The organism is Streptomyces sp. NPDC000229, assembly GCF_040300825.1.
In the GTDB taxonomy this organism is placed as follows: domain Bacteria; phylum Actinomycetota; class Actinomycetes; order Streptomycetales; family Streptomycetaceae; genus Streptomyces.
Genome location: NZ_JBEPEL010000055.1, coordinates 37,396 through 49,157 on the forward strand (window position 1 = coordinate 37,396; position 11,762 = coordinate 49,157).

General features: G+C 71.1%; 11 protein-coding genes and 1 pseudogene. 5 read left to right on the forward strand and 7 right to left on the reverse strand.

What is annotated here, in order from left to right:
• Positions 1 to 191: 191 nt before the first annotated feature.
• Together ABT360_RS24165 and ABT360_RS24170 are read right to left on the reverse strand one after the other, a co-directional pair.
• Positions 192 to 1,259: a C40 family peptidase gene (locus ABT360_RS24165; RefSeq protein WP_351820170.1), complete on the reverse strand. Its 1,068-nt coding sequence runs from the start codon at positions 1,257 to 1,259 to the stop codon at positions 192 to 194.
• A gap of 150 nt (positions 1,260 to 1,409) precedes the next feature.
• Positions 1,410 to 2,225, reverse strand: coding sequence for a class I SAM-dependent methyltransferase (locus tag ABT360_RS24170; RefSeq protein WP_351820173.1), 816 nt, complete (start codon positions 2,223 to 2,225; stop codon positions 1,410 to 1,412).
• A gap of 166 nt (positions 2,226 to 2,391) precedes the next feature.
• On the opposite strand from ABT360_RS24170, the gene mshA reads away from it, so the two are divergent.
• Both mshA and ABT360_RS24180 read left to right on the forward strand, forming a co-directional pair.
• Positions 2,392 to 3,753, forward strand: a complete 1,362-nt coding sequence (gene mshA, locus ABT360_RS24175; RefSeq protein ID WP_351820177.1) for a D-inositol-3-phosphate glycosyltransferase — start codon at positions 2,392 to 2,394, stop codon at positions 3,751 to 3,753.
• Complete coding sequence (locus tag ABT360_RS24180) at positions 3,746 to 4,234, forward strand: YbjN domain-containing protein (protein WP_351820180.1); 489 nt, start codon at positions 3,746 to 3,748, stop codon at positions 4,232 to 4,234. The genes mshA and ABT360_RS24180 overlap by 8 nt, the downstream gene beginning before the upstream one ends.
• A gap of 65 nt (positions 4,235 to 4,299) precedes the next feature.
• Here ABT360_RS24180 and ABT360_RS24185 read toward each other — a convergent pair whose 3' ends face one another.
• Positions 4,300 to 5,565 carry an MDR family MFS transporter gene (locus ABT360_RS24185; protein ID WP_351820183.1) on the reverse strand — a complete coding sequence of 422 codons (1,266 nt, stop codon included), beginning with the start codon at positions 5,563 to 5,565 and terminating at the stop codon, positions 4,300 to 4,302.
• A 117-nt stretch (positions 5,566 to 5,682) separates the two neighbouring features.
• On the opposite strand from ABT360_RS24185, the gene ABT360_RS24190 reads away from it, so the two are divergent.
• On the forward strand, positions 5,683 to 6,444 hold the full coding sequence (locus ABT360_RS24190) for a phosphoglyceromutase (RefSeq protein ID WP_351820186.1): 762 nt from the start codon (positions 5,683 to 5,685) through the stop codon (positions 6,442 to 6,444).
• 52 nt (positions 6,445 to 6,496) lie between these two features.
• Here ABT360_RS24190 and ABT360_RS24195 read toward each other — a convergent pair.
• The 4 genes and pseudogenes from ABT360_RS24195 to phoU form a co-directional block, all read right to left on the reverse strand.
• Positions 6,497 to 6,950 (reverse strand): annotated as a pseudogene (locus tag ABT360_RS24195) (site-specific integrase); the annotation flags it as partial.
• A 108-nt stretch (positions 6,951 to 7,058) separates the two neighbouring features.
• On the reverse strand, positions 7,059 to 7,868 hold the full coding sequence (locus ABT360_RS24200) for a hypothetical protein (protein ID WP_351820189.1): 810 nt from the start codon (positions 7,866 to 7,868) through the stop codon (positions 7,059 to 7,061).
• A gap of 650 nt (positions 7,869 to 8,518) precedes the next feature.
• Positions 8,519 to 8,668, reverse strand: a complete 150-nt coding sequence (locus tag ABT360_RS24205) for a hypothetical protein (RefSeq protein WP_351820191.1) — start codon at positions 8,666 to 8,668, stop codon at positions 8,519 to 8,521.
• A 172-nt stretch (positions 8,669 to 8,840) separates the two neighbouring features.
• Positions 8,841 to 9,521 (reverse strand): phosphate signaling complex protein PhoU, encoded by a 681-nt coding sequence (phoU, locus tag ABT360_RS24210; protein WP_351820194.1) that lies wholly within the window; start codon positions 9,519 to 9,521, stop codon positions 8,841 to 8,843.
• 200 nt (positions 9,522 to 9,721) lie between these two features.
• Between phoU and ABT360_RS24215 the strand changes: the two genes are divergently transcribed.
• Positions 9,722 to 10,948: a sensor histidine kinase gene (locus ABT360_RS24215; RefSeq protein ID WP_351820197.1), complete on the forward strand. Its 1,227-nt coding sequence runs from the start codon at positions 9,722 to 9,724 to the stop codon at positions 10,946 to 10,948.
• The gene (locus ABT360_RS24220) at positions 10,945 to 11,625 is read left to right on the forward strand and encodes a response regulator transcription factor (protein ID WP_064067557.1); all 681 of its coding nucleotides are present in this window, start codon (positions 10,945 to 10,947) and stop codon (positions 11,623 to 11,625) included. Before ABT360_RS24215 ends, ABT360_RS24220 begins: the two co-directional genes overlap by 4 nt.
• Positions 11,626 to 11,762 lie beyond the last annotated feature (137 nt).

Sequence of the window (11,762 nt, forward strand, 5' to 3'; positions counted from 1 at the left end):
ACGCACCACCCGACGGGGACCATAGCGGTCCGCGGCGGCCGAACGGAATGGTGATCGGCGAAGAGCCGATGGCATATGCCGCGCAGCGGGAGGTAGTTGGGCACCGCGTCATGACGAACGTCACGCGCCTTCTGTTGGCCCTGTCACATCCCGGGACGTATCCGGCAGGGGGTGGCGGAGTGCCGCACGTCTCACTTGTCCGGGCGGACCACCCCGAGGATCGCCATCGAGCCCGCGCCCGCCACCGTCACGTTCCGTCCCGGCCGGGGGGCGTGGATGATCGCGCCGTCGCCGATGTAGAGGCCGACGTGGCTGGCGTCCGCGTGGTAGATGATCAGGTCGCCGGGCCGCATGTCCTCGACGTCGATCCGGGGCAGCAGCCGCCACTGCTCCTGCGAGGTGCGCGGTATGCCCGTCCCGGCCGCCGCCCACGCCTGGGACGTGAGCCCCGAGCAGTCGTACGACCCCGGGCCCTCCGCGCCCCACACGTACGGCTTGCCGAGCTGGGCCGTCGCGAACTCGATGGCCTTCTTGCCCCGCGGGCTCGCGCTGCCGCCGATCTCCTTGAGCACGCCGGAGCCGAGCCACGCCGTCTGGGCCCTGTCCTGCTCGTCCCGCTCCAGCCGCAGCAGCCGCTCCCGCTCGTCGGCCTCCAGCCGGGACTCCAGCTTCTTCGCTTCGGCGATCTTGGTCTCGATCTGCTTCTTCGTCTTCGCCTGCTGGACCCGGCCGGCCTCCAGCTCGGTCCAGTGCGCACTGGCGTCCTTGGTGTACGCCTCCAAGTCCGCCTGCCGCTGCTTCAGTTCGGCGAGGAGGTCCTTGGTCGCCTTCTGGCCCTGCTGGAGGCGGCCGACGCCGTTCAGGAAGAGCTGCGGGTCGTCGGTGAGGACCAGTTGCGCCTCGTCGGGTATGCCGCCGTTGCGGTACTGGGCGCGGGCGGCCGCGCCGGCCCGGTTCTTCAGGTCCTCGATCCGGGCCTGGCCCTCCACGATCGCCTGTGCCAGCCTCACGATCTCGGCCGACTGCTTCTTCGCCCGCTCTTCGGCGAGGTTGTACGCGTCGGTCGCGGAGGCCGCCTGGCGGTACAGGGCGTCGATCTCCCGGCGCACCTCTTCGAGGCTCTTGCCGGGGGGAGGCGGGGACGAGGCCGGGGGAGGGGGCGGGGTGGGGGCCGCGTACGCCGCCTGGACCGGTGACGCCAGCACGGTCAGAGCGCAGACCACGGTGATCGCGGCGGTGGCGCAGCGGCGTCGGTTCACGGACTCCCCCCATATCCCATCTGATTTACCGTCAGTAACTTCGGGTGTCGATCGAGATGGTGCCATGAGGCCCGCGAAAACGACAGAGTCGCACCCACCAGGGTGGGACGAAAGATCACCGACGGGCGTTCCGTCCGGCGCGAGGCGGGTTCAGTACGCGCCCGGCGCGAGCGCCGACCACCGTACCGTCACTTCGCCCTGCCGCCACCGCCGCCGGCCGTCCACCAGCGGCCAGTCGCCCGCCAGGTCCCGCGCCGTCCTGATCCACCGCTGCCGGGCACCCAGCGACGCGTACGGGGCCGCCGCCGCCCACGCCCGGTCGAAGTCCCGCAGGAACGCGTGCACCGGTTCGCCCGGCACGTTCCGGTGGATCAGCGCCTTCGGCAGGCGCTCCGCCAGGTCCGAAGGTCGCTCCAGCGACCCGAGCCGCGTCGCGAACGTCACCGTCCGCGGCCCCTCCGGACCCAGCGCCACCCAGACGTGACGCCGCCCGATCTCGTCACACGTCCCCTCCACCAGCAGCCCGCCGGGTGCGAGCCGCGCGCACAGCCGCGCCCACACCGCCGCGACCTCGTCCTCGTCGTACTGGCGCAGCACGTTCGCCGCCCGGATCAGCGCCGGGGCACCGTCCACCGGCACCTCGAAGCCGCCGTGCACGAAGGCGAGGCCGTCGCGCGCGTACGGCTGCGCCGCCGCCACCCGGGCGGGCTCGATCTCGACGCCCACCACCCGGGTGCGCGGGTCGGCGTCGCCGCGCAGCCGGTGCAGCAGCTCGACGGCGGTCCAGGGGGCGGCGCCGTAACCGAGGTCCACCGCCGTGGGCGGCAGCGCGCTGCGGCGCAGCGCCGTGCCGTGGACCGCGGCGATCCAGCGGTCCATACGGCGCAGGCGGTTGGGGTTGGTGGTCCCGCGGGTCGGAGTGCCGACGGGGCGGGTCCCGGCGGGGCGGGTGGTGCGCGGGGCCATGGGGACGAGGGTAAGCGGTGCGCGAACGCCTCTCCGTACGCGTAATGAATTGGCAAAGCGGAAATGAAGGGGCGCGGCCCGCTGTTGTCGCTGACGGGAGGGCGGTGCGCACAGGCGCGTGCGTGTCCTCCGCTTGCCGTGCCCGCACAGCGGAAGGACTGCCGACGTGAGCCAGTACGTGTCCCGGTTCGCCGGCAGTCTGGCGACGCCGCACCGGCTCGGCGCCCCGCCCCGCCTTCGGCTGCCCGGCCGGGCGCGGGTCCCGCGCCGGGTCGCCATGCTGAGCGTCCACACCTCCCCGCTGCACCAGCCCGGGACGGGCGACGCGGGCGGCATGAACGTCTACATCGTCGAGCTGGCCAAGCGCCTCGCCGCGATCAACATCGAGGTCGAGATATTCACCCGGGCCACCGCCGGCGGGCTGCCCCCGGCCGTGGAGCTGGCGCCGGGCGTGCTCGTCCGGCACGTGGACGCCGGCCCCTACGAAGGGCTCGCCAAGGAGGAGCTGCCCGCCCAGCTGTGCGCCTTCACCCACGGCGTCATGCGTGCCTGGGCGGGGCACCGGCCCGGCCACTACGACCTCGTCCACTCCCACTACTGGCTCTCCGGCCACGTCGGCTGGCTCGCCGCCGAGCGGTGGGGCGTCCCGCTCGTGCACGCGATGCACACCATGGCCAAGGTCAAGAACGCGGCGCTCGCCGAGGGCGACACCCCCGAACCGGCGGCGCGGGTCATCGGCGAGACCCAGATCGTGCGGGCGGCCGACCGGCTGATCGCCAACACCTCGGGGGAGGCGGACGAGCTCGTCCGCTTCTACGAGGCCGAACCGTCGAAGGTCGCGGTCGTGCACCCGGGCGTCAACCTCGACCGGTTCCGCCCGGCGGACGGGCGGGCCGCCGCCCGCGCCCGGCTCGGACTGCCCGCCGACGCGTTCATCCCCGTCTTCGCGGGGCGCATCCAGCCCCTGAAGGCCCCCGACATCCTGCTGCGGGCAGCGGCCCTGCTGCTGGAGAAGGACCCGTCGCTGCGGTCCCGGATGCTCGTCCCGGTCGTCGGCGGGCCCAGCGGCAGCGGCCTCGCCAAGCCCGAGGGACTGCAGAAGCTCGCCGCGCGGCTGGGCATCGCCGACGTCGTGCGCTTCCACCCGCCCGTCGACCAGGAGCGGCTCGCCGACTGGTTCCGGGCGGCGTCCGTCCTCGTCATGCCCTCGTACAGCGAGTCCTTCGGGCTCGTCGCCATCGAGGCGCAGGCGGCCGGTACGCCGGTCGTCGCCGCGGCGGTGGGCGGGCTGCCGGTGGCGGTGAAGGACGGCTCGACCGGCTTCCTGGTGCAGGGCCACAACCCGGCGGACTACGCGGCCGCGCTGCGCCGCTTCGTCGTCGACCCGTCGCTGGCCGGCCGCCTGGGCGCGGCGGCGGCCCGGCACGCCGGGTCGTTCGGCTGGGACACGGCGGCGTCGGGTACGGCGGACGTGTACACCGCCGCCATGCACGAACACCGCCGTGGCGTACGCTCGCGTCATGGCTGACGCCCGGAAGATCATCGAGTCCGCGCTGACCGACGCCGAGTTGTCCTGGGAGTCCCCGGAGCCCGGCTCGTACGTCGTCACCCTTCCCGGTACGCGCAAGCTGTCCACCACGCTGTCGCTGCGCCTGGGCCGCCACTCGCTGTCCCTGAACGCGTTCGTGATCCGGCACCCCGACGAGAACGAGGCGCGCGTACACCGCTGGCTGCTGGAGCGGAACCTGCGGCTGTACGGGGTGGCGTACGCGGTCGACGGCCTCGGTGACATCTACCTGACCGGCAAGCTGCCGCTGTCCGCGGTCACCCCGGAGGAGCTGGACCGGGTGCTCGGCTCGGTCCTGGAGGCGGCGGACGGGGCGTTCAACACGCTTCTGGAACTGGGTTTCGCGACGGCGATCCGCAAGGAGTACGCCTGGCGCGTCTCGCGCGGCGAGTCCACCCGCAACCTGGACGCGTTCAGCCACCTGACCCGTCCGGCCACGTAACGCGCGCCGCCGTCCCTCTGAGCCTCATGGCATGGTCACCGCACCCCGCGGCCGGCGCGCCCTCCTCAGGCGGTGACCGCCGCCTGAGGAGAGGGGGCCGTGACGACCGGCTCCTCCTCCTTCTCCTCCGGCAGGTTCCGCATCAGCAGCCAGTAGCCGAGCCCGGCCACCGTGCCGAGGACCGCGCACGCCCCCCACAGCCACTCCGCGCCGAACCGGTCGATCACCCACCCGGACATCAGCGGGGCGATCAGCGCGGCGACCGACCACGACATCGTGTACACGCCCTGGTAGCGGCCACGGCCGTGAACCGGGGAGAGCCGCACCACCAGGCCCGTCTGCGTCGGGGCGTTGACGATCTCGGCGAGCGTCCAGACGCAGACGGTCAGCGCGTAGACGGCGACCGACCCGGCGAAGGCGGTGAGGCCGAAGCCGTACCCGGCCAGCAGCGAGGAGACGATCAGCAGCCGGCGCGGGTCGCGGTGCTCGATGTACCGGGTGACCGGGATCTGCAGCGCCACTATCAGCACGCCGTTCACCGCCATCGCCAGTCCGAAGTCCGCGGCGCCGAACCCGTCCGTGCCCATGGCCACCGGCAGGCCCACGTACCCCTGCTGGAAGATCAGCGAGATGAGGAAGGAGAGGCCCACCACGCCCATGAACCGCCCGTCGCGCAGCACGCTCCCCAGCCCGGCCTCCGGCACCACCGCCTTGCCGGTGGCGGAGGGGACCTGGAGGGGACGGGACTCGGGGATCTTGACGAAGACGAGCACCGCGCAGAGCAGGGTCAGCACGGCCTCGCCGAGGAAGCCGGCGAGATAGCTGTACTCGGCGATGAAACCGGCGCCCGCCGCCGAGATGGCGAAGCCGAGGTTGATCGCCCAGTAGTTGAGCGAGAACGCCCGCACCCGGTCCTCGGGCCGGACGATGTCCGCCATCATCGCCTGCACGGCGGGCCGCGAGGCGCTCGAGGCGGCGCCGACCACGAAGGCGACCGCGGCGATGGCGACCGGATGCTCCATGAAGCCGAGCACGGCGACGGAGAGGGCCGTCGACACCTGGGCGATCAGCATCGTGGGACGCCGGCCGAGCCGGTCGGTCATCACCCCCGCGCCGAGCGACGACATGACGCCGCCGAGCCCGTGGAGGGAGGCGACGAGACCCGCGTACGAAGCCGAATAGCCGCGGTCCAGGGTGAGGTACAGCGCCATGAAGGTCGCGACGAAGGCGCCGAGCCGGTTGATCAGCGTGCTCGCCCACAGCCACCAGAACGCGCGCGGCAGGCCCGAAACGCTCTCCCTGGCCGCCCGTTTGAGCGTGGTGATGGACATACATACCCCCCGTAAGCGGCTGACCCGGCGATCGCACATTACGAGGCGCTGTTTCCGGGCGGCCACTCAATTGACGCGAGCCGTCAAGCGTCATCGCCGTCCATTAATCTCGTACGCATGGCCGACGCACCGTACAAGCTGATCCTCCTCCGCCACGGCGAGAGCGAATGGAACGCGAAGAACCTGTTCACCGGCTGGGTGGACGTCAACCTCACCGAGAAGGGCGAGAAGGAGGCTGTCCGCGGCGGTGAGCTGCTCAAGGACGCCGGTCTGCTCCCCGACGTGCTGCACACCTCCCTCCAGAAGCGCGCCATCCGCACCGCGCAGCTCGCCCTGGAGGCCGCCGACCGCCACTGGATCCCGGTCCACCGCTCCTGGCGCCTGAACGAGCGGCACTACGGCGCGCTGCAGGGCAAGGACAAGGCGCAGACGCTCGCCGAGTTCGGCGAGGAGCAGTTCATGCTGTGGCGCCGTTCCTACGACACCCCGCCGCCGGTCCTCGCCGACGACAACGAGTTCTCCCAGGCGGGCGACGCGCGGTACGCCACCATCCCGCCGGAGCTCCGCCCCCGCACCGAGTGCCTCAAGGACGTCGTCGTCCGCATGCTGCCGTACTGGTACGACGGCATCGTCCCCGACCTCCTGACCGGCCGCACGGTCCTCGTCGCCGCCCACGGCAACAGCCTCCGCGCCCTGGTCAAGCACCTGGACGGCATCTCCGACGCCGACATCGCGGGCCTGAACATCCCCACGGGCATCCCGCTGGTCTACGAGCTGGACGCCGACTTCAAGCCGCTCAAGCCGGGCGGCACCTACCTGGACCCCGAGGCCGCCAAGGCGGCCATCGAGGCGGTCAAGAACCAGGGCAAGAAGAAGTAGAGTTGGTGATCATGCCTCCCACCTGCGCAAACAGCGCAGGTGGGAGGCATTTTCATGTCCAGCCCGTAGGGTCTTGCGGCCTGAGTGCCCCGCCGAGAGCTTTCCGAGCCCGGTCCCGGCTGCTCGGCACGAGGTGCGCGTACACCCGCAGAGTCAGGCCGGGGTCGGAATGCCCCAGGTACTCCGCGAGGGTCTTGATGCTCTCCCCGGCGTCCAGAAGCACGGACGCGTTCTCGTCCAGCGACGTACGCCAGACGCCCACCGTTCGGGCCCGTGAAGATGAGCCGCCGGGTCACCGCCTGGCCGTTCGCCCGCATCCACGGGCTTGATCCCCCCGGCGGGAGCCGCTTGATGTGCTCCTGCAGGGCCTCCGCCGCGGGGTCGGGCAGAGGCATCTCACGCAGCTTTCCGCTCTTCGGGGGTGCGCACACGGCCTTGCTCAGGCTCAGCTCGAGTCGCTGCACCACGTGCAGGGTGCCGCTGTCGACGTCGATGTCATGTAGGGCGGACTCACGCCGGGTTCCCCCTCCTTGAGACGTCTGCGCCAGGAGAGTCCCGCCCGGCGACCCGCAGTTCAGGTCGGACGGGCCTTCACCGCCGCCGGCCGTTCGCGGTTACGGAAGCTCTGTAAGTTCGCCATCGAGGGCGAGCGTGCCTTCCTTCCCGGCGAGTGTGCCTCCCGTGAAGGTGGCGGCGCCGACGAGTCGGATGCCACCAGTAGTGCGATTCAGCGGTGTCCCGATCAGTCCTCCGGCCCTTCCCGTAGTGAGCGTCAGCGACAAAGTCGAGTCACTGGCAGGAAACGGAAGGTCAAAGTGGAGGCCGGCCGGCAGGCGCATGGTGCCTGTGTTCTTGTCGAAGGTGCCGTTGCCTCCTCCCGTGTGGGTGACGGTTACCGGGCCGTTGCCAGTTTGCACCGTGACGGGAGGAATGGAGCTGATGCTGACTTCGGTGCGTGGGTCGTTGAAGAACAGCTCCACGGCGATGGGGGTGGTGAACGGGCCGCGGGCGCGGTCGTCCGTGGTGGTCAGGGTCGCGGTACCGGTGAGGGTGGTGAGCAGGCCGGGCGCCGGCCGGACTTCGAAGTCCATGAGGTAGGTCATGTGGGTGTTGCTCGCCGGAATGGAGTGGACGCCCATGCCGAAGTTGTCAGCCGCACCGAATCGTCGGATGAAGCCGGGAAGCGCATCGTCAGCGCTGCTGACGTCCTTCTCCACCCCTCCGACAGCGATGTTCAGGGTGGATGTCGGTGGGACGCGTACCAGGAAGGTGCGGTTGATGGGAGTGATGCCGACGGGTAGATCGTTGTTCACGAACTTCTGCGTCTGGCCGTTGGCCGCGAGTGTGAACTCGACCTCGGCATTGCTGCCGGGATCGGAGATCTTACTCACGGAAATACGCCGGAAATGCACTTCCAGATCCATGAAGGTCGCCTTTCCTGGATGTAGACCGCAATCGGACGGGCCCGGCCCCTCTGCGCACAGGTTTCCCGCCGCGAAGGCGGCGCAGAACCGAGGGTGCGGTCAGGGGCACGCGCCACCCCCGGTCGAGATCACCTACACTCTGGCAGGATCTATCCCACCCGACAGCTCAACCAGGGCAAACGGGTAACGGATGGAGTCCGCCGAATCGCTGAGTCTCCGAGCACTCCCGCTTGCTGGACGAGCGCGACAGCGAATGCCTGCGGTACGCAGGGCTGGATCGCCTGATCTCCGCCTCACTGGATTACGAAGCCGTTTGGTGGCGGAGTCGAAAAGGCAATCCGGGTGCGGCGCGGTCGCCGGTTTTGGCCGCTGGCGGGATCGTTGACGTCAGCGACCCGCCGCCGGGGACAGCAGCAGGTCCGGCCCGAGCCGGGCCGGACCCTGGAACCTCCGTGGAACCTCCGGCGTCAACCACCAACGACCGACACGACCAGCAACGACCGCCAGTCCGCGGGCAGTCGCGGTGAGCTCCTCTCTGACCCGCTGAAAACCGGGCGGTCGAAACCCAGGGCACGAAGTAAGCACGTCGCTGAACGCCGAAGGGCCCCGTCCAGTACCTGGACGGGGCCCTCGGTGAAACGCCCGGCGGGTCAGCCGCAGCAGCCGCCGCACTGGCACGGTGCGCCCGACTGGCAGCCGCAGCCGCAGCCGGAGCCGCAGCCGCACGCACCCAGCACGGGCGGGCGGAGCACTTCGACGTGCACTTCCAGCTCGGGGTCGGTCATGGGCGTATCTGCCATGGGTCCCTCCTCGAAGGCGTACGTTCCAAGGCGTACGTCGCCTCTCCCCATTGCATGCCCGCGCGGCAGGGCGCATCAACGGCGCACAGACGTGCGACACCCCCGGCGGGCGCCCCGCGCGCTGCCCCGCAGGCCCAGGGCCGCGCGGAGGGCTGCCCTCCGGTCCGCCCCGTCAGGCGCCCTCGACCGGTGCCTCCGCCTGCTGGAGCTCGTCGGCATGCTCGCCCGTCACCAGGTAGACGACGCGCTTGGCGACCGAGACCGCGTGGTCGGCGAAGCGCTCGTAGTAACGGCCCAGCAGGGTGACGTCGACCGCCGTCTCGATGCCGTGCTTCCAGCGGTCGTCCATCAGGTGCTGGAACAGCGTGCGGTGCAGGCGGTCCATCTCGTCGTCGTCGTGCTCCAGCTGGAGCGCCAGGTCGACGTCCTTGGTGATGATGACCTCCGCCGCCTTCGCCATCAGGCGCTGCGCCAGCTGCCCCATCTCCAGGATCGTGGCGTGCAGGTCACGCGGCACGGCGTGGTCCGGGAAGCGCAGCCGGGCCAGCTTGGCGACGTGCTGGGCCAGGTCACCGGAGCGCTCCAGGTCCGCGCTCATCCGCAGCGAGGTCACCACGATGCGCAGATCGGTCGCGACGGGCTGCTGGCGCGCCAGCAGGGCTATCGCCCGGGCCTCCAGGTCGTGCTGAAGGTCGTCGACCTTCTGGTCGGCCGCGATCACGGCCTCCGCCAGCTTCAGATCCGCGTCGAGCATCGCCGTCGTGGCGCGCCCGACCGCCGACCCGACCAGCCGGGCCATTTCGACCAGGCCCTCGCCGATCGAGTCCAGTTCCTCGTGGTACGCGTCCCGCATGGATGTCCCTCTCTCAGTGCGAACCTCAGGGGTCCGGGTGGGCTCGGGCCCCTACGCTCCCACGGTCCGAGTCCAAAAAGTCCGGGGCCTCCCTCTCAAGTGAACCGTCACTTTCCCCTCGGTGAACTCTGGGCGACGACTGTTCGAGCACGCCCCCCGATGGCTGGGAGAGTGTCCGCGGCCCCGCATAACCTGGACGCATGGACGTGAACGCGGCGGTCGCCGCATTGGCCGCGATCGCCGGAGCGTGCACCGGCGTGATCGCCATGCTGGCGTTCCGCTGGAGCGAGCGCGACCAGGCGAGACCCACCCGGACCTCCCTCCACACGGACGCGGTACTGCCGCCCGGCGTGGACACGGTCCTTTCCGTGCTGCGCTCCTCCGCGGTCGTCCTCGACGAGAGCGACTCCGTCGTCAAGGCCAGCTCCGCGGCGTACGCGCTCGGGCTCGTCCGCGGCGGCAAGCTCGCCGTCGAGCCCATGCTCCACATGGCCCGCGACACCCGCCGCGACGGCGAGATACGGCAGGTGGAGCTGGACCTCCCCCGGCGCGGCACCGGCCGCGGCGAGGCCCTCGCCGTCTCCGCCCGTGTCGCCCCCCTCGGCTCCCGCCTCGTCCTGCTCCTGGTCGAGGACCTCACCGAGGCCCGCCGTATAGAAGCCGTACGACGCGACTTCGTCGCCAACGTCAGCCATGAACTCAAGACGCCCGTCGGCGCCCTGTCCCTGCTCTCCGAGGCCGTCATGGACGCCTCCGACGACCCCGAGGCCGTCATGCGCTTCGCCGGGCGGATGCAGATAGAGGCCACCCGGCTCACCAACCTCGTCCAGGAGCTCATCGACCTCTCCCGGGTGCAGAACGACGACCCGCTGGACGACGCCGAGCCCGTCCGGGTCGACGAGCTCGTCGCCGAGGCCATCGACCGCTCCCGGCAGCCCGCCTCCACCAAACAGATCACCATGGCCGCCGGAGGCACCGCCGACCTGCACGTCTGGGGACACCGCGGCCAGCTCGCCGCCGCCCTGGGCAACCTCGTCGAGAACGCCGTGAACTACTCCCCGGCCCACACCCGGGTCGGCATCGCCGCCCGCCGCGTCACCGCGCCCGGCGGCGACTTGATCGAGATAGCCGTCACCGACCAGGGCATAGGCATCCCCGACAAGGACAAGGAGCGCATCTTCGAGCGCTTCTACCGTGTCGACCCCGCCCGCTCCCGCGCCACCGGCGGTACGGGGCTGGGCCTCGCCATCGTCAAGCACGTGGCCGCCTCCCACGGCGGGGAGGTCACCGTGTGGAGCACCGAGGGTCAGGGCTCCACCTTCACCCTCCGGCTCCCCGAGGCCGGCGCCGGACGGGACCGCTCTTCCCGGTCCCACCACGACCACACCACCACCGAACCGCTCACAGCCCCGGAGGTCCTTCCGTGACCCGAGTGCTCGTCGTCGAGGATGAGGAATCCTTCAGCGACGCCCTGTCCTACATGCTCCGCAAGGAAGGCTTCGAGGTCGCCGTGGCGACCACCGGGCCCGAGGGGCTGGATGAGTTCGAGCGCAACGGCGCCGACCTCGTCCTGCTCGACCTCATGCTGCCCGGTCTGCCCGGCACCGAGGTCTGCCGCCAGCTGCGCGGCCGGTCGAACGTCCCGGTCATCATGGTGACCGCCAAGGACAGCGAGATCGACAAGGTCGTGGGACTGGAGATAGGAGCCGACGACTACGTCACGAAGCCCTTCTCGTCCCGCGAGCTCGTCGCCCGCATCCGCGCGGTGCTGCGCCGCCGCGGCGAACCGGAGGAGGTCGCCCCGGCGGCCCTGGAGGCCGGGCCGGTCCGGATGGACGTGGACCGCCACGTCGTCACGGTGGCGGGCGGCAAGGTCGACCTGCCGCTGAAGGAGTTCGACCTGCTGGAGATGCTGCTGCGCAACGCGGGCCGGGTGCTGACCCGTATGCAGCTGATCGACCGGGTGTGGGGCGCGGACTACGTCGGCGACACCAAGACCCTCGACGTCCACGTCAAGCGCCTCCGCGCCAAGATCGAACCCGACCCGGGCGCCCCGCGCTACCTGGTCACCGTCCGCGGACTCGGCTACAAGTTCGAGCCGTAGGCCCTACCGCGCCCCTGACGGCGCCCGCCGGCTCGCGGGCGCAGGCGGGTACGGGAAGGGTCCAGGCGCGTACGGGAAGGGCGCCCCACCACCCCGGGGGCGGCGAGCCCCCGCCCGGAGGTGAGAGAACCGAGGTG

Excerpts from the sequence above, each read along its gene's own strand:
- ABT360_RS24170 (WP_351820173.1), bottom strand. The coding sequence starts at position 2,225 with ATGGCCCCGCGCACCACCCGCCCCGCCGGGACCCGCCCCGTCGGCACT.
- ABT360_RS24180 (WP_351820180.1), top strand. The coding sequence starts at position 3,746 with ATGGCTGACGCCCGGAAGATCATCGAGTCCGCGCTGACCGACGCCGAG.
- ABT360_RS24185 (WP_351820183.1), bottom strand. The coding sequence starts at position 5,565 with ATGTCCATCACCACGCTCAAACGGGCGGCCAGGGAGAGCGTTTCGGGC.
- ABT360_RS24190 (WP_351820186.1), top strand. The coding sequence starts at position 5,683 with ATGGCCGACGCACCGTACAAGCTGATCCTCCTCCGCCACGGCGAGAGC.
- ABT360_RS24200 (WP_351820189.1), bottom strand. The coding sequence starts at position 7,868 with ATGGATCTGGAAGTGCATTTCCGGCGTATTTCCGTGAGTAAGATCTCC.
- ABT360_RS24205 (WP_351820191.1), bottom strand. The coding sequence starts at position 8,668 with ATGGCAGATACGCCCATGACCGACCCCGAGCTGGAAGTGCACGTCGAA.
- phoU (WP_351820194.1), bottom strand. The coding sequence starts at position 9,521 with ATGCGGGACGCGTACCACGAGGAACTGGACTCGATCGGCGAGGGCCTG.
- ABT360_RS24215 (WP_351820197.1), top strand. The coding sequence starts at position 9,722 with ATGGACGTGAACGCGGCGGTCGCCGCATTGGCCGCGATCGCCGGAGCG.